This window comes from Nocardia blacklockiae, from assembly GCF_015477355.1.
Taxonomy (GTDB): Bacteria; Actinomycetota; Actinomycetes; order Mycobacteriales; family Mycobacteriaceae; genus Nocardia; species Nocardia blacklockiae.
Window position 1 is genome coordinate 417,473 of the sequence record NZ_JADLRJ010000005.1, and the last position, 16,656, is coordinate 434,128.

At 69.8% G+C, this 16,656-nt stretch carries 16 protein-coding genes and 2 tRNA genes; 4 read left to right on the top strand and 14 right to left on the bottom strand.

Annotated features, from left to right (window positions below):
- Window positions 1–8: 8 nt before the first annotated feature.
- Both IU476_RS18205 and IU476_RS18210 read right to left on the bottom strand, forming a co-directional pair.
- On the bottom strand, window positions 9–464 hold the full coding sequence (locus tag IU476_RS18205; RefSeq protein WP_195102041.1) for a nucleoside deaminase: 456 nt from the start codon (window positions 462–464) through the stop codon (window positions 9–11).
- 77 nt (window positions 465–541) lie between these two features.
- Window positions 542–1,081 (bottom strand): tRNA adenosine deaminase-associated protein, encoded by a 540-nt coding sequence (locus IU476_RS18210; protein WP_195101627.1) that lies wholly within the window; start codon window positions 1,079–1,081, stop codon window positions 542–544.
- Between the two features lie 58 nt (window positions 1,082–1,139).
- Here IU476_RS18210 and IU476_RS18215 point away from each other — a divergent pair, with 58 nt between their 5' ends.
- Complete coding sequence (locus IU476_RS18215; RefSeq protein WP_195101629.1) at window positions 1,140–2,090, top strand: prephenate dehydrogenase; 951 nt, start codon at window positions 1,140–1,142, stop codon at window positions 2,088–2,090.
- Window positions 2,091–2,105: 15 nt separating this feature from the next.
- Here IU476_RS18215 and IU476_RS18220 read toward each other — a convergent pair whose 3' ends face one another.
- From IU476_RS18220 to IU476_RS18235, 4 genes are all read right to left on the bottom strand, one after another.
- Window positions 2,106–2,654, bottom strand: coding sequence for a putative glycolipid-binding domain-containing protein (locus IU476_RS18220; RefSeq protein WP_195102042.1), 549 nt, complete (start codon window positions 2,652–2,654; stop codon window positions 2,106–2,108).
- A 184-nt stretch (window positions 2,655–2,838) separates the two neighbouring features.
- Window positions 2,839–4,740 carry an ABC transporter ATP-binding protein gene (locus IU476_RS18225; RefSeq protein WP_195101631.1) on the bottom strand — a complete coding sequence of 634 codons (1,902 nt, stop codon included), beginning with the start codon at window positions 4,738–4,740 and terminating at the stop codon, window positions 2,839–2,841.
- Window positions 4,741–4,745: 5 nt separating this feature from the next.
- A complete protein-coding gene (locus tag IU476_RS18230; RefSeq protein WP_324194112.1) occupies window positions 4,746–6,560 on the bottom strand; it encodes an ABC transporter ATP-binding protein in 1,815 nt (604 codons plus the stop codon).
- A 166-nt stretch (window positions 6,561–6,726) separates the two neighbouring features.
- Window positions 6,727–7,452 carry a maleylpyruvate isomerase family mycothiol-dependent enzyme gene (locus tag IU476_RS18235; protein WP_324194113.1) on the bottom strand — a complete coding sequence of 242 codons (726 nt, stop codon included), beginning with the start codon at window positions 7,450–7,452 and terminating at the stop codon, window positions 6,727–6,729.
- 113 nt (window positions 7,453–7,565) lie between these two features.
- On the opposite strand from IU476_RS18235, the gene IU476_RS18240 reads away from it, so the two are divergent.
- On the top strand, window positions 7,566–9,131 hold the full coding sequence (locus IU476_RS18240) for an esterase-like activity of phytase family protein (RefSeq protein ID WP_324194114.1): 1,566 nt from the start codon (window positions 7,566–7,568) through the stop codon (window positions 9,129–9,131).
- Between the two features lie 106 nt (window positions 9,132–9,237).
- On the opposite strand, the gene IU476_RS18245 is transcribed toward IU476_RS18240, so the two are convergent.
- The 3 genes from IU476_RS18245 to IU476_RS18255 form a co-directional block, all read right to left on the bottom strand.
- The gene (locus tag IU476_RS18245; RefSeq protein ID WP_195101635.1) at window positions 9,238–10,014 is read right to left on the bottom strand and encodes a DUF998 domain-containing protein; all 777 of its coding nucleotides are present in this window, start codon (window positions 10,012–10,014) and stop codon (window positions 9,238–9,240) included.
- A 76-nt stretch (window positions 10,015–10,090) separates the two neighbouring features.
- Window positions 10,091–10,507: a very short patch repair endonuclease gene (locus IU476_RS18250; protein WP_195101638.1), complete on the bottom strand. Its 417-nt coding sequence runs from the start codon at window positions 10,505–10,507 to the stop codon at window positions 10,091–10,093.
- 43 nt (window positions 10,508–10,550) lie between these two features.
- Window positions 10,551–11,693, bottom strand: a complete 1,143-nt coding sequence (locus IU476_RS18255; RefSeq protein WP_195102047.1) for a DNA cytosine methyltransferase — start codon at window positions 11,691–11,693, stop codon at window positions 10,551–10,553.
- 217 nt (window positions 11,694–11,910) lie between these two features.
- Between IU476_RS18255 and IU476_RS18260 the strand changes: the two genes are divergently transcribed.
- The gene (locus IU476_RS18260; RefSeq protein ID WP_195101640.1) at window positions 11,911–12,456 is read left to right on the top strand and encodes a GNAT family N-acetyltransferase; all 546 of its coding nucleotides are present in this window, start codon (window positions 11,911–11,913) and stop codon (window positions 12,454–12,456) included.
- A 189-nt stretch (window positions 12,457–12,645) separates the two neighbouring features.
- Complete coding sequence (locus IU476_RS18265) at window positions 12,646–14,082, top strand: HupE/UreJ family protein (protein WP_195101643.1); 1,437 nt, start codon at window positions 12,646–12,648, stop codon at window positions 14,080–14,082.
- An 87-nt stretch (window positions 14,083–14,169) separates the two neighbouring features.
- Here IU476_RS18265 and IU476_RS18270 read toward each other — a convergent pair whose 3' ends face one another.
- The 5 genes from IU476_RS18270 to IU476_RS18290 all read right to left on the bottom strand — a co-directional run bounded on the left by IU476_RS18270 (window position 14,170) and on the right by IU476_RS18290 (window position 16,626).
- Complete coding sequence (locus IU476_RS18270) at window positions 14,170–14,745, bottom strand: PIN domain-containing protein (RefSeq protein WP_195101644.1); 576 nt, start codon at window positions 14,743–14,745, stop codon at window positions 14,170–14,172.
- 11 nt (window positions 14,746–14,756) lie between these two features.
- Window positions 14,757–15,287, bottom strand: coding sequence for a helix-turn-helix domain-containing protein (locus IU476_RS18275; protein ID WP_195101645.1), 531 nt, complete (start codon window positions 15,285–15,287; stop codon window positions 14,757–14,759).
- 276 nt (window positions 15,288–15,563) lie between these two features.
- Window positions 15,564–15,636 (bottom strand) — tRNA-Arg (locus IU476_RS18280).
- 80 nt (window positions 15,637–15,716) lie between these two features.
- Window positions 15,717–15,806: transfer RNA gene (locus IU476_RS18285), tRNA-Ser, on the bottom strand.
- Window positions 15,807–15,906: 100 nt separating this feature from the next.
- Entirely contained in the window at window positions 15,907–16,626 is a 720-nt protein-coding gene (locus IU476_RS18290; RefSeq protein ID WP_195101646.1) for a dienelactone hydrolase family protein, read from the bottom strand.
- Between the last annotated feature and the right edge of the window lie 30 nt (window positions 16,627–16,656).

A 16,656-nucleotide genomic window follows, 5' to 3' on the forward strand; every position in this document is an offset into this window, starting at 1 on the left:
GGCCCGCGTCACGGCCGCTGGGAACGGAAGAACGCGTCCAGCGTTGCGGCGCACTCGGTTTCGAGGACCCCGCCGCGGACCTGCGGTCGGTGGTTGAGGCGGCGGTCACGCACGACGTCCCAGAGTGAGCCGACCGCGCCCGTCTTCGGTTCCCACGCGCCGAAGACCAGGCGCTCGACCCGCGCGGCCACCAGCGCCCCCGCGCACATCGTGCACGGCTCCAGCGTCACCGCCAGCGTGGCGCCCGCGAGCCGCCACCCGTCGCCGTGCACCTCGGCGGCCCGGCGCAGCGCCAGCACCTCGGCGTGCGCGGTGGGGTCGCCGAGCGCCTCGCGCGCATTGGCCGCGCGGGCCAGTTCACGACCCGAGGCGTCGAATACGACCGCCCCGACCGGCACGTCGCGCGGGTCGGCGGCGGCCGCCGCCGCCAGCGCCGCGCGCACCAATTCCTCGTCGGAGAGCATCACGAGCCGTCGCCCCGCGCGTCGCCGCAGCCGACCGCCCGCGTCCTGCCCGGTGCTCGCTCGGTATTCGGCACCGGTCAGCGCGGCAGCTTGTCCAGCACCGCCGACAGCTCGTTCTGGAAGCCCAGGCGCTGGGCGATCATGCCGAGCTGCTCGTCCGGGTACAGGTCTGTCTCGGCGAGGATCACGCTCAGGACCGGTTCCGGCAGGCCCAGGTCGGCGAGCACGCCGAGGTCGCCCTCTTCCCAGGGCTCGATGTCGTCGAGCTCGTCGGGGTCGATATCCGGAATCTCGATATTCAAAGTCTCGAGGACATCGGCGGCGATGTCGTAGTCGATCGCCGCCGTGGCGTCCGAGAGCAACAGCCGGCTGCCGGTCGGCGCGGGCCGCAAAACTATGAAGAATTCGTCGTCGACATCGAGCAGTCCGAACACCGCTCCGGTGCTGCGCAGTGCGCGCAGTTCGTGTTCGGCCGCCGCCAAACTGTTCAGTGCCGCGGGGGACAGCGGGCTGCATCGCCAGGTGCTTTCTTCGCGGACAACCGCCACTGCGAACCCTTCGACGTCTTCGTAATCATCCGACGTCGCCCTGTTCGTGCTCGAGCGCTGTGCTGCCATGGCCGCAACGGTAGTCCGCTTGGGCGGAAATGTTGAAGTCGTATGCCAATCTGATCGGATGACAGGCGACCGGAAATCAGCCGTATGCGTGTTGGGAACGGGATTGATCGGCGGATCGGTGCTGCGCGCCGCCGCGGCCGCGGGTTATGAAGCCTGGGGATACAACCGTTCGGAGGCCGGCGTGCGGGCCGCGCGCGCCGACGGATTCGATGTCGGCGGCGATATCGAAGCGGTGCTTTCGCGGGCCGCGGCGGCCGACGCGCTGCTCGTGATCGGCGTCCCGATGCCGGCCCTGCCGCCGATCCTGTCCGATGTGAAGCAGTTCGCGCCGGGCTGTCCGCTCACCGACGTGGTGAGCGTGAAGGCGCCCGTCGCGGCGACGGTGCGGCACCACGAGCTGAGCGAGCGCTACGTGGGCGGGCACCCGATGGCCGGAACCGCCGAATCCGGTTGGGCCGCTTCGTCTTCCGACCTGTTCGAGGGTGCCGCGTGGGCGATCGGCGTCGACGCCGGCACGCACGCCGACCCGTGGACCCGCGTCGCGCGGCTGGCGCTCGACTGCGGCGCCTACCTCGTGCCGGTGGTCGCGGCGGAGCACGACCGCGCCGTCGCGCGCATCTCGCACCTCCCGCACGTGCTGGCCGAGGCGCTGGCGGTGGCCGGTGCGGGCGGCGGCGACCTCGCGCTGGGCCTGGCGGCGGGCTCGTTCCGCGACGGCACCCGCGTCGCCGCCACCGCACCCGACCTCGTCCGCGCCATCTGCGAGCCGAACGCCACCGCGCTGCTCGACGCCCTCGACGACACGCTGCGCCTGCTCACCGCCGCCCGCGACACCCTGTCCGCCGACGGCACCCTCGGCGAACTCGTCGACGCCGGCTACAGCGAGCGCGACCGCTACGACACCCTCGAACGCTGGGAGATCACCGACATCCGCCCCGGCGACCACGATTGGCTCGAGCGCCTGCGCGAAGCGGGTCAGCGCGGCGGAGTCCTGCGCAAGCTCGACTGAGCGGCTCGCCTGCGGTCAGATGCGTTCCGCCAGGCCCGGGTAGTCGAGCACGAGACCGTCGGAATCCACGGTGACCGTGGCGCTCGAGACCGGCGAGAGCACGTGGATTCCGTCCGCGCCGCTGGAGTACGTCAGGCTCGCCTCCTGGACCAGCAGGTCCGGGAGGCGGACGTAGACGACGGGGACCTGCACGTCCTCGGCGGCCTGGGCGAGGCCGTAGCGGCGGATGGGCAGCGTGTTGAAGAACGGGCTCAGCACCACGTCGACATCCAGTGCGCCGCCGAAGGTGGAGCGCACGTGGGTACCGCCCGCGTCGATGAGCCAGTAGTTCTCCTCGTCGCGGGCGATCGAGGCGTGCCGCTCCCCCGCGGCCACCGTGCTGCGCAGCGACAGCCGCTTGGTCCGGCCGCTCTCGTCGGTGACCAGGTCGTAGGAGGCGCTGAAGGCCGGGTGCTCCTCGGACTCGCCGGCGATGATCCGGCCCGAGGCGCGGATCCGGTTGCCGGTGAGGATCACCCGCACCGACTCCATCCGCGCGGCGTTGTGCGAGCGCCACGTGAGCATCGCCGGCCAGCGCGACACCGCCGCCGCTTCCGCACGTGCGCCGCTCGCCTGGGCGGCCGCCGAATTGCCCTGGGCTGGATTGCTCACCTCTCTACCGTAAGTGACGTACCCGCCAACCCCCGCGCGCCGTGCGCCTCGCCCCGCGACGCGTGGCGCACGGGCACCATCGTCCGCGCGGTTCCACTTACACCAGCGACTCGCGCCAGGCCGTGTGGAGGGCGGCGAAGCGGCCGGTGGCGGCTATCAGGTCGACGGGGGTGCCGTCCTCGACTATGCGGCCGGATTCGAGGACCAGGACGCGGTCGGCGATGGCCACGGTCGAGAGGCGGTGGGCGATGATGACGGCGGTGCGGTCGCGCAGGACGGTTTCCAGGGCGTGCTGGACCTGGCGCTCGCCGGGGATGTCCAGGCTGGAGGTGGCCTCGTCGAGGACGATGACCGCCGGGTCGGCCAGGAACACCCGGGCGAAGGCGACCAGCTGCCGCTGGCCCGCCGACAACCGCCCGCCGCGTTTGCGCACGTCGGTGTCGAAGCCCTCCGGCAGCGACATCGCGAAGTCGTACAGCCCCACCGCGCGCGCCGCGGCGTGCACCTCGGCATCGGTGGCTGTCGGCTTCCCGAGCCGGATATTGTCCGCCACCGACCCGGAGAACAGGTACGACTCCTGCGTCACCATGGCGATATTGCGGCGCAGGTCGGCATCCGACACCGCGCGCAGATCGACGCCGTCGAGCCGGACCGCACCGCCGGACGGGTCGTAGAAACGCGCGATGAGTTTGGCCAGCGTCGATTTCCCCGCACCGGTGGCGCCGACGAGAGCGACCACCTGCCCGGCCGGAATTCGCAACGAGAATTCCGGTAGCACCGGCGTTTTCCCGAAATTTTCCGCCGTATCGGTGTCGTCCTGAGTTTTTCGTGCCGGATATTCGAAATGGACATCCTCGAGGGACAATTCGCCGCGCGCCCGGCCGAGCAGGTGCGGCGACCGCGGTTCGGCCACGGCCGGCCGCTCCTCCAGCACGCCCGAGATGCGTTCCAGCGCGGCCGCGGCGGATTGATAGGAGTTGAACACCTGGGCCAATTCGTCCAGTGGACCGTAGAACTGCCGCAGATACAGCAGGAACGCCGCCAGCACACCGATCTCGGCGTGCCCGTGGATGACTCGCCACGCGCCGACCAGCAGGATCACCACGGTGGTCCCGTTGCTGATCAACCGCACCAGGCCGATGTACGCGGCCATGCCGCGCAGAGCGCCGGCGTTCGCGGCCCGGTACTCGTCATCCTCCCCCGCCAGGATGGTCTGGTTGCGGTCCTCGCGCCGGAAGGCCTGCACCGCGCGGATCCCGCTCATGGTCTCGATGAAATGAACCACCACCTTGGCGATGGCGGTGCGCGTGCGCCGGTAGCCCGCGCGCTGCCGGCGCTGTGCCCAGCGGGTCACGTAGACCAGCGGCACGAACCCGGCCAGCACCACCAGCGCGAGCGGAATGTCCAGCCACACCAGGATCACCGCGATGGTCGCCACCGACAGCACCGCGCTCAGCGCGTCGTTGAGGGCGCGGTCGAGCAGGTCCTCCAGCGACTCCAGGTCGCTGGTCAGCCGGGCGACGATCTTGCCCGAGGTGTAGTTCTCGTGGAAGGACACCGACAGCCGCTGCACATGCGCGAACACCCGCATCCGCAGGTCGAACAGGACCTGCTGGCTCAGCCGCCCGGAGACGCGCACGAACAGGAACGTGGTGACGCCGCCGAGCAGCGCGCAGCCGACCACCCCGCCGATCGCGAACAGCAGCGGCCCCCAGTCGCCCGAAAGCGCCGGGCGCACACCGGCGTCGAGCCCGTGCGCGACGAACAGCGGCGTCGCCACCATGGCGGCGTTGTCCACCACGACCAGCGCCAGCGCCGCCAGCGCCCACAGCCGATACGGCCGCACCAGCGACCACAGCAGCCGCCGCTGCCGCGCCGCCAGCGCGAGATTCACCGCGTCGGTGGTCTCGTTCTCCTCCGCGGCCACGCCCCGCCACTCGGGTTCGGCGTCGGCCGCTCGTTCTTCTCTATCCGTTTGCGAGACAGCAGTTTCCGTCATCTCCGTCACTTCCCGCCCATGAGTTCGCGGTAGCGCGAACAGGTTTCGAGCAGCCGTTCGTGCGGACCGTCGGCGATGATCCGGCCGCCGTCCAGCACCGCGACCCGGTCGGCCCAGGCCGCCGTCGAGGGCCGGTGGGCGACCAGCAGCACGGTGGCGCCGTCGAGGGCCGCGTGCAGGCGGCCCTGGACCAGTTCCTCGGTGGCCACGTCCAGGGCCGAGAGCGGATCGTCCAGCACCACGATGTGGCCGTCGGCGTGCCGCTGCCGGTCCAGCACCGCGCGGGCCAGGGCCAGTCGCTGCCGCTGGCCGCCGGACAGGCTCAGGCCCTGCTCACCGATGCGGGTGCGCAACCCCCACGGCAGGTCGTCGACGAACTCGTCCGCGCACGCCACCTCCAGCGCGGCGCGCACCTGCGCGGCGGTCGCATCCGGATAGCCGAGGGTGATGTTCTCCCGCACGCTCGCCGAGAACAGCACCGGCTCCTCGAAGGCGACCGACACGATCGAGCGCAACTCCGCCAGGCGCAGCGCGCGAATGTCCACGCCGTCGATGGTGACCGCGCCCGCCGACACGTCGAACAGCCGCGGCACCAGCCCGAGCACGGCCGACTTGCCGCTGCCGGTCGCCCCGACGAGCGCGACCGTCTCCCCGGGCCGGATGTGCAGCGAAACGTCTTGCAGCAGATCGCGTTCGGCATCCGGGAAGCGGAAACGCACGCTCTCGAAACGCAATTCGCCGCGCAGCGGGCGCGGCGCGGGCACCGGGCGCGCGGGATCGGTGATGGTGACCGGGGTGTCGATGATCTCCCAGTACCGTTCCGCGGCCGTGCGGGCCTGGTTCAGCTCCGCCAGCAGGAACCCCATGCCCATGATCGGCCATTGCAGATAGGTGGCCAGCGTGATGCCCGCGACCAGGGTGCCCAGCGTCATCGTGTCGCGCGTGAGCAGGTAGGCGCCGATGGCGAGGGTGGCCGCGATGCTCAGCATCGACACCGTGTTCAGCGCCGTCCACAGCCGGGCGGCGAGCCGCACCTTGTGCATTTCCAGCCGCTGCAACTCCCGGGCCTGCCGCCGGAAGCGGCCGCCGAACCACAGCCCCCGGCCGAAGGCCTTCAGCACGCGAATGCCCTGGGCCGATTCCTCGACGGTGGTGGCCAGGTCGCCGGACTGGTCCTGGGCGCGCCGCGAGGCCCGCCCGTACTCCTGCTCGAACCGCAGCGCCAGCAACACCAGCGGCACCGCGACCAGCAGTTCGACCACGCCGATCTGCCAGGCGAACGCGAACAGGATCAGCACGCCGGCCGCCACGCTCATCGACAGCGCGACGAGCGAAGGCGCCACGAACGCGAAATACCGGCGCAGCGTCGACATGTCGGTGATGGCCCGCGAGGTCAGCTGCCCGGACTCCATGCCGTCGTGCACGCCGACGGACAGAATCTGCAAGCGCCGGAACAGCCGGGCCCGCAGCCCGACCTCCAGCTGCGCGGCCGGGCGGGCGATGATCCAGCGCCGCGACCACGAGGTGACCGTGCTGATCAGCGAGAGCACCGTCACCACCAGCACCGGCCACCAGACACCGGCGAAATCGCCGCGGGCGACCGGACCGTCGACGATGTGCGCGGTCAGCACCGGCACCAGCAGATCGCAGAGCATGCCGAGGCCCGGCAGCACGGCGCTGGCGTACAGCGCGCGCCGGAACGGCCGGATGTCGGGCCAGAGCCGCCGCAGCGGACCGGTGTGTGAAACCTCGGTGGCCGCAAACGTTTCGGTACTGTCGGCCTCCGTATCGGACGAGGCTCCCGCCAGCACGACGGACACAGCTATCCCCCTTCGTCGTTCGCACGGTTTTCCCGCCCCGCAACGGCGGGCGCCGCACAGCGCGCGCCGGGGTACGACTTTCCAGGTTGCCAAAGTCCGGCGGTGCCCCGCCACCGGTTTTCCGGCGGGGCCGAGTTCACCTACGAACGGCCGCTGTGCGCGGTTGTCAGAGCCAGGGCGGCAGGTCCGGCAGGTCGCCGGTGAGGTCGGTGCCGTCGGACCGGCCGATGAGCCAGGCCGCGAGGGCCGCCGCCGGGCCGCTGATCGCCGTCGTCGGCGCGGTGCCGACCGTCGCGGTGTAGCCGGTGTCGGTGGTGGTCACCGTGAAGCTCACCGGCGGATCGGTGTCGCGGTCCATGCCCTCGACCACCTCGGGCAGCAACCGGGCGACGAACTCGCCCGGCCAGTCGGCGGGACCGTAGCCGATGTTCAGATCCACGTGATGGATCTCGATCTCGCGCAGCCGCAACCACGGAATCGCGGTGGCGGGCAGTTCTTTTCCGGTGCGGGTGCGCACCGGGGTGGGCCACCGGTCGGCGGGCATGGCGCGGGCGAGGGCCAGCCAGCGGTCGGCGGACGCGCGCAGGTCGTCGATCTGCTCGGAAAGCGGTCGCTGCGCACCGATCTCGATATCGGAGTCCCGCAGGAATTGGTTGGCGTACTGCGGTGTCTCGATGCCGGTGCGCGCCCACAGCAGCAGGTTCACCAGGCCGTCCGCATTGCGCGACAGATGGGCGAGTACGTGCGCGCGCGTCCAGCCCGCGCACCGGGACGCGCCGGGCAGGTCGGCGTCGGTCAGGTCCGCCACCGCGCCGAGCAGTCGGGCGGTCGCGGTGTCGACGGTGCCGAGCAGGGTGAGATGCTCGCTCAGTTCCGTGGCATCGCTGGTCACGGATGTGAGACTACTCATCGCGGGCGCGCCGCGCTGCTCGATATCGCGCGCCGAGAGGCAACTGTTCAGGCGGCCGACAACCGGCCGTTGCCCGACCACGATAGGCAACAAAGGTGAGAAACAGCAGCAGTATCCGATCCGCAACCCTGGCCGCCGTCCTGTGCGCGACCCTCGCGACCGCCTGCTCCGGGGGCGGCTCCACGGCGGGCTTCAGGACCGGACCGGATCGGCCGCTGGTGATCTCAGCGGACGAGCTGCTCGCCCGCACCGGCGGCAGCGCGGCCGTCGCGGTGGCCGACCCGCCGCACGGCCGGATCGAGCATCGCCCCGACGGCAGCCTGCTCTACACCCCGGACGCGGGCTTCACCGGTTCGGACACGCTCTCGGTCACCACCACCGACGCGGTGCGCCTGTACACCACCGACATTCCCGAACTCGGCCGGTTCGGCGGAACCACGGTGCAGGGCAGCGGATTCGGCTCGGCCCTCGCGCCGGTACCGGGTAGCACCGACGAGTTCTACGGCCTCACCGATCGCGGCCCGAACGTCGACGGTCCGGCGAAGAACGAAAAGCTCACCCCGACACCGGATTTCGTGCCGAAGATCGGCCGCTTCAGGCTGACCGGCAACCGCGCGGAACTGGAGTCGACCATCGACTTGAAGAACCGCGCGGGCGTGCCGTTCAACGGCATGGTGGACACGGCCGCCTCCACCGGCGAGACCATCCGCGATCTCGACGGCCACCCGCTCGCACCCACCGATCACGGCCTGGATCCGGAGGGCCTGGTAGCACTGCCCGACGGAACCTTCTGGGTCTCCGACGAATACGGCCCGTTCCTGGTGCACTTCGACGCCGCGGGCACCGAGCTCGAACGGCTCGCACCGGGCAGCGGCCTGCCGAAGGAGCTGTCCCTGCGCACGCCGAACCAGGGCATGGAGGGGCTCACCGTCACGCCGGACGGCGGCACGCTGGTGGGCATCGTCCAAAGCGCTTTGCGGACACCGGGTGTCGCCTCCGCACGCGAGGTGCCGATGACCCGGATCGTCACGGTGGACCTGAATTCCAAGACGGTGCGCGAGTTCGTCTACCCGCTCGAGCCCCCGAAGAGCCAGCTGGCCGTCTCGGAGATCACCGCGCTCGGCGGCACCACCTTCCTGGTCGACGAGCGCGACAGCAAGCTCGCCCCGAAGTCGGACAAGAAGCTGTGGACCATCGATATCGCCGGTGCCACCGACGTCGGCCCGGACGCGGCCGTCCCGGGCGCGCACTACGACCCGAATTCGGGCCTGCTCATCGGTGACAAACCGCTGGAAACCTATGTCGGCGCGGTCTCCACCGCCGAGGGCGTCGCCGCGCTGCGCAAGGCCGGTATCACTCCGGTCGCCAAGAACTCGAATCTCGATCTGTCCGGCCTGGTCGCGGGCCTCGCGCCCGACGGCGGGTTCTTCGGCCACGACAAGATCGAGGGTGTCGCCACCACCGACGGCGGCAGGACGCTCTACATCGCCAACGACAGCGATTTCGGTCTGGCCGGCAGCACCGGCGACGCGCCGCCCTTCGGACTGAAACCGAAGACGCTGCCCAACGGCGCTCAGGACAGCGGCGAGATCCTCCGGATCGACACCGGCAAACTGCCCGCGCGCACGTCGACGGCCGAGGTGACCGTCACCGTCGGCTGATTCTCAGGATTTACCCACAGGAACCACAGGCGGCGGTGCCACCGTGGAGTCATGCACATAGTCATCGAATTCGTAGTCGGGGCGCTCGCGCTGACCATCCTGGCCGCTATGGCCGTGTCGGGTGCGGTCGCCTCGTCCGCGCCGCGGTCGCTGGTGGCCGTGCGGGCCCGCCGCCGCTGACCACCCGCTCGGCCACCCCGATCTGCACAGCCAGCGCTATCAGCCACAGCGACATCGACCCCACCTGGATGCGCTGAGCGATGCCGAGCGCGTAGTCGCCCGGCAGATTGTCGGCGATCAGCATCCAGGCGGTGGCCGCCGAGCCGAGCACCAGAATCCACAGTCCCGAATGCCGCAGGATCGGCCAGCGACGGTAGCGGAACGCGGCCACGCTGAACGCGATCATCGCCACGAAGATCGAGGTCACCGCGAGCGTGCTGGTCAGCGCGTGCACCTGGTGCAGCTGCGGGAACAGGCCGTTGTCGCAGTTGTGCGAGCACGGTTGGATCGGCCACTGCGCGTCGGCGATCGTCGAGGCGCCGAAGCAGCCCAGCGCCACCCACGCCACGGTCGACAGTCGTCGTCGCGAATACGCGAACAGCCCGCCGAGCGCGGCGGCCAGCGCGAGAGTGCCCGCGATCGTGTCCGCGGCGGAGAAGACCCAGCCGTACGGGCGGCCGTCGGCGTCCAGTTCGCTCAGGAACGAGTCGACCGGATTCAGCCCGATCGGCAGCACGAATTCGAGCACCCACGAGGAATAGCAGACGCCCGCGACCGCGATCGCCGCCGCGAGGCACCAGCGCAGAATCCGGCGACGTCGAGGCACCGGCGGCTCTCGGTCCAGCACCGCCGCCGCGACGCGCGAATGTTCGGTCTGCGCCATCGCCCTCGATTCTTCGGTTCGTCGGCCCCACTACGGACTGGTCGGATGGATGCCTCCGTTCCCCTTCCATCATGACCTATCGTCCCGACAGCGCCGCCTGCACGCGGTCGGCCGCGGTGGCCGCGGACTCGTGCTCCCACACCCGCACCACCAGCCAACCGGCGTCGAACAGCCGCGCGTCGGTGTCGCGATCGCGGGCCACGTTCCCGGCCGGCTTGTCGGCCCACCACTGCGCGTTGTTCTTCGGATAGGTGGCGTGCTCAGGACAGCAGTGCCAGAAGCAGCCGTCGACGTAGACGGCCACCTTGCGGCGCGGGAACACCAGGTCCGCGCGTCGGCGCAGGCCGCGCAGCGGTGGCCGGTCGACGAAGAACCGGCAGCCGCGCCGGTGCAGTTCCTTGCGCAGCGCGGTCTCGGGCGCGGTGCCCACGCGGCGCTGCCGGGACATGCGCGCGCTGGTGCGCGCGTCGGTCGGGGGCCGCTCGGTGGTCATCGACTCCGATCCTCGCGGTACTGCATCGAACTCTCCGTTTTGCTCAGGCCGCCTCTTGTGGGAAGCCTCCCATGCGCAGCAGATGGCTTTCCACGTCCGCCAGGAATCCGGGCGGGAAGCGCAGGCTGCCGCGGGCGGCGCGGCGGAGGAAGCCGGCGGTGGCGCGGGCGGACAGCAGGCGGGCGTCCTCCAGGAACCAGCGCAGGTCCTCGTACGGTTCGTGCACCGGCCAGGTGGAGACGGCCACCCGGTGGACGGTCCCGGCATGTCCCCACGCGGCGGCGGGCCAGCGGTGCGCGGGCAGCGGCAGTTCGTCGGGCACGGCATGAACCACCGGATCGGCCAGCCGGGCACCGGCCCACGCCGCCATCCGCACGCTGACCGCGTTGCCGACCAGCTTCCACCGATGGCCCTGCCGAATACCCGGGGCGGCCAGTGCGGGTTCGGTCCAACCCGGCGAAAAGCCTTGCAGCCGTTCGGCATCGGCGAGACCGGGCGTGACTATCTCGCCGGAGGGCAGCCGCACCGCGGGCGGGCTGGCGATGCCCAGGCCGGAGCCGCCCTTGAGCGTCGGCACGGCGTTCACCGCCCAGCCGAGCCCGCGCACGCCCTCGGTCCAGTAGAAACCGCACGGGTCGACGGCCGCGTCGCCGATGGTCCGCGGCCCGGCGTCGGTGCCGAACAGCACCGGCCGCGGGTCCTCGGTGCGCGAGGCCAGCATCAGCACCCGCTGCCGGCGCTGCGGCAGACCGAACGCGCGCGCGTCGACCACCCGATAGGCCCAGGTGTAGCCCAGTTCCTCCAGCGCGGCGGTGATATGGCGCATGGCCTGCCCGCGATCGAGTTGCAGCATGAACGGCACGTTCTCGATCAGCAGCCAGCGCGGCCCGCGCTTGCGCCGCACCAGCCGGAACACCTGGTCCACCAAACCCGAACGGGCGCCGGTGATTCCGGCGGTCCGGCCGGCCTGCGAGAGGTCCTGGCACGGGAATCCGGCGGCGACCAGGTCGGTGCCGGCGGGCAGCGCGCGCAAACGCGTCACGTCGCCGTGCAATTCGACGTCGGGGAAGCGCGCGGCGAGCACGGCCTGCGCGCCCGGCTCGATCTCGCACAGCAATTCGGTCTGCCAGCCGTGCACGCTCAGGCCGAGCTCCAGTCCGCCGATCCCGGCGAACAGCCCGACCATCCGCGCGCCCGTCACAGCTCTCCTCTCGCCTCCCGACCTGGGCAGGCGCCGCCACCGCCGTGCCGGGCCCGCGGGAGAACGTTACTCGAGTGCTTCCGGGCGGTCATCGATCAACACCCGTTCGGGGGGCCGCCCGGTCCGTTCCGCGAAGCTGCCGGGTGCGGACACTCGGCGAAATGTATTTGCCCGCTCCGGCTTCCGTGACGACCATGGCGGCATGACCTACCCGGCCGAATCCCTCCGGCACGGCCGCGTCCGCTTGCGCCGGGTGCGGCGCACGGACGAGGAGACGCTCCACCGCCTCATCAACGAGTCGCTCGAGCACCTGCGCCCGTGGATGGCCTGGGTGTCCGCTGCGGGCGAGCATCCGCGCGGCGCGGTCCGGGAATTCCTCGACCGGGCGAAGGAGAAGTGGCTGGCCGGAGACGCCTACTCCTATGTCGTCGTGGTCGACGGGGAGATCGTCGGGACGTGCTCGCTGGAGAACCGAATAGGGCCGGGCGGGTTGGAGATCGGCTATTGGCTGCATCCGGCGTTCACCGGTCGCGGGTATGCCACCGAAGCCGCCGCGGCGTTGATCACCGCGGCGTTCGCGCTTCCCGGCATCGAACGCGTTCAGATCTGGCACGATGCCGCCAACACGGCGAGCGGCGGGGTGCCCCGCCGCCTCGGCTTCACCGAGATCGCCCGGCTGTCGCCGCCCCGGGAACGGCAGCTGCCGGGTGAGGTGGGGGTGGATGTGGTGTGGGAGTTGCGCCGCTGAGTTCCGGTGCGGCACAGGGCCGGGCGCTGTGCGCCGATGAAAGCAAGATAGGTCGATCGACCGATTCGAGCGGGTTCATGAATCGGCCATCGTTGGCCGGTGAGACGCACTCTGCTCAGAGCATTGGCCACACTAGGTTGCACGATCGTCGCCCTACTGTGCAACCCGATCACCGCCCCGGCGCATCCCATGCCCGGCACCAAGATCCTTCTCGACGTGCGCGAAACCGCCATCGATGCCGAATTCGCCATCCCCGCCGCTGGTCTCGCCGAAGCCAGCGGCATCGATGTCGACTCCCGCACCAGGCTTTCGGCCGAGGACTCCGCCGGATTGGTGCGTTATCTGCTGGAGCACGTGCGTTTTGCTACGCCTGACGGCATACCGTGGACCGTCCGAATCGGCGAGATGCGCCTGGACCGCGGGACCCCAGCGGCGACGGGCGCCTACAAGGAACTCGTCGCCCACGCCGCACTGACCCCGCCCACGGGTGCCGACACCCGCCACTTCGTACTGGGCTACGACGCGGTCATCCACAAGATCCCCACCCACACCGCCCTGGTCGCGGTGCGTCAGGGTTGGCGTGTCGGAGCGGGCAGCGCTGCCCAGCAGGTCGATGCGGGCTATTCCGCTCGGCAGGACAACGCGGGCAACAACGCCCGAGAGAACAACCCCGGCAATGACGCCGGACAGACCGCTCCGGGCAGCGACGCCCGACAGATCACCATGGGCAACGAGGCCCGACAGGCCGACACCGGCAACGACGCCAGGCAAATCGGCATCATCCGCATGGACGCCGACTCCATGACCGTCCCCCCACTCTCGGTCAACCTCACCGACCCCACCGCCTGGCACGTCTTCACCGAAATGGTCACCCTCGGCGCCCACCACATCCTGCAGGGCACCGACCACCTACTGTTCCTCTTCACCCTCCTACTCCCCGCGGTACTCACCGCCCGCTCCGCCCGCTGGCACCCATCCCACAGCCCACGCCGCGCAGTACGCCACATCCTCACCGTCACAATCGCTTTCACCCTCGGCCACTCCACCGCCCTCATAGCCAGCGCCCTAACCCGCCTCAACCTCCCAGCCCGCCCCATCGAAACCCTCATAGCCGCAACAATCCTCATAGGCGCCACCCACGCCATCCGCCCCTTGTTCCCCGGCCGAGAACCCTCGGTCGCAGCCATCTTCGGCCTCATCCACGGCCTGGCCTTCGCCTTCACCCTCACCGAATTACAGCTCTCCACAACCCAACTAGCCCTCAGCCTCCTCGGCTTCAACCTCGGCATCGAAGCCGTCCAACTCCTACTGGTAGCCCTCGCCCTACCCCCCTTACTGGCGTTAGCTATCACCCGAGCCCAACCGCCCCTCCGAATCGGCGGCGCACTTCTGACAATCCTCGCCGCCCTAGCCTGGTCCGCAGACCGCCTCGGCTACCCCAACCCCATCGCCCGCACCGCAGACCAGGCAGGCAAACTGCTCCTCCCGCTCACCATCACCGCAACCATCCTCGCCGTCGTCATACTGCTCGCCCAAGCGCTGAAACAACGTTCACCGACCACAGCCACCCACAGACCCGAAACAAAGGAGACCGCCAACCCCGTCGAGCGGGTGCAGGCTTCCTGACACAACGCCGTGTTCATGTCCCGGGTGACACTGCCCGGCAGTGCCTTCGCTTGGTACAACGTCGCAACCAGGCAGACGGACGAGGGGTTAGCACACGCCGCGGACCAACTCGACCGCTTCCACCATCCCGTACCGCGCGACCAACCTCTCCAGTACACCTTCCACGGTTTCGGGCGGGTTCTTCCGGCGGCACACCAGGATTTCAACTGCCTGGAGCGCCAATTCGGGCGAGACAGCGACAGTATCGGCCGCGAACTGTGCGGGCTTCAGAATCTGTATATGGTCGGGGACCTGGGCGTGCGGGAAATCGCGCACATTGTCGGTCACGATCGCGCCGGCGCCGCCGACGACCGCTGCGGCCAGGACGTGCTCGTCGTCAGGATCGGGCAGCCCGAATGTGCCCTCGTGAGGTTCCCAGCCTTCCACGAGGGCATCGTCGAAAGCCGACTTCATCATGGCGATCAACCGTTCGGCGCGAGCAGCCGCGACCGCGGCGGCGGTCTCCTCGCGATCGACCAGCTTGCGGGCCTCGTGAAACGCCAGCTCCTCCAAAATCGTGTCGGACCACAGCGGCCGGTACAGTCCCTCGATCGCCAGCGACAGCAGGAAATCGCGTTGCAGACTCGGCCACAGCACGCACGTATCCAACACGACGGCGAACATGCCGGATTGCCTCAGCCCCTTGCGTTTCGGCGACGAGCAACCTGCCGCCGAACTTCCCGCAGCTGTTCCCGAATCGCCTCCGGGTCGTCTTCGGCGTCGATATCGACCTCGGAAGCGGTCAGGGCGTCGTACTGGCGCTGGCGACGTGACTCGCGGTATGCCAGAACGTCGGCGAGCAACAGCCGGTGACGAGTGCCGACACGTTCGGCAGCCAGCTCGCCCTTCTCGATGAGCCGTATCACCGTCGGGCGACTCACCCCGAGTACGTCCGCGGCCTGCTGCGACGTCAAAGTCATGCTCCGCGGCGCCACGGTCACGGCCCGGCCGGCCAACAGTGCCGCCACGACCTGCTTCAGCGCTTCGTGCACTTCCTGCGGAAGCTCGATCCGGTCGTGCTCATCGACACCCACCAGCGCATAACTCGGCCGCGCCCGGGTGCCGCGATTCCGATCGTGTGCGTCCAGAAAGCCGAGAACCGAAGCCAGGTGCTCACGGTCCTCCGCCGGAATGAAGGTCCGCTCCTCCAGCGCTGCGACAGTCATCTGGATCTCCTCCCGTTCGCCAATCGAACATTGCGAACGATGTTTCGAAACGTTCGAATAAGTGTCGCATCATGCCCCGCCCTGCGCAAGCCTGACCGTCCCAGGTCGGACAGGTGCTGCATAGACGTATGTCGAGGGTGACGCGAGACAGACCCGGTTCCATGGCGGGGGAAGTTTCTAGCCATTGCGAGGTCGTCGCAACGCGAACGAGTATGCTGGCCAACGGGCTTCGAACGATAGAAACCCCGCCACCGAAAGGTGACGGGGTTTCAGAAGCGCGCCCGGAGAGACTCGAACTCCCAACCTTCTGATCCGTAGTCAGATGCTCTATCCGTTGAGCTACGGGCGCAGGGTCTACTGGGGCTGTCGAACTGCGAGCAGTTGATGCCCAGTGACATCTTGTTCAGTTGTTACCCGGCGAACCGGGTGTGGCGGAGGCGAGAGGATTTGAACCTCCGGTCCCCGTGAAGGGACAACTCATTAGCAGTGAGTCCCATTCGGCCGCTCTGGCACGCCTCCTGGAGCCTTCTCGTTCGAGGGGCCCGGTCCTTTCGAACCGCCGAGACGCAAGAGTACAGAGGTACCGCTCAGGACGCAAAACGGGTGGTCAGGGGGGTGTTCAGCGGAGGTGGCTGTCGAACCAGTCGAAGATGCGGGTCTGGGCGGCGACGACGGTTTCGGCGTCGGAGTCGGTGTCGAAGCCGGGGTGGTCGGGGCGGTGGTGGAGGCCGGGGTAGCTGACGAGCAGGGTGGCGACGGGGGCTCGGGCGGCGGCGTCGCGTAGGCCCTCGATCTCGTGGGCGGGTGTGGCGGGGTCGTCGGCGCCGTAGAGGCCCAGCCACGGGGCCTGGAGGCGCGGGACGGCTCGGACCAAAGCGTCCGCTCCGGCGACGAGCGGGGCGGCGATGCCGGGCGCGGCGACGCTGACCGCCGCGCCGATCGGCCGGTTGGTCGCCACCAGGCAGGCGGCGGTGCCGGCCGTGTCGAAGCCGAGGACCCCGATACAGTCCTCGAACACGCCGCGCCCGACCAGCCAGTCGTAGCACGCGTCGAAGTCGGCGAACAGTTCGTCGCCGAAGACCGCGTCCCCGCCGCCGTTGCGATGGAACAGGTTGGGCGCCACCACGATCCAGCCCTCGTCGGACAGCGCCCGCATCAGCTCCAGCAACGAATCGGCGAACTCACGGGACTCGTGCAGGACGACGATCGCGCCGCGTGCGTGACCCTCCGGCTCGAGGACGGTGATCGGCACCCGGGCCGCCGCCTCCGGGCTCGGATCGGCGTCGGCCGCCACGCCGCCGGCGCGCAGCGTCGCGATGTCTCGATAAATGCCCGACATGGAACCAGGGTAGTTCGCCTTCATAAACTT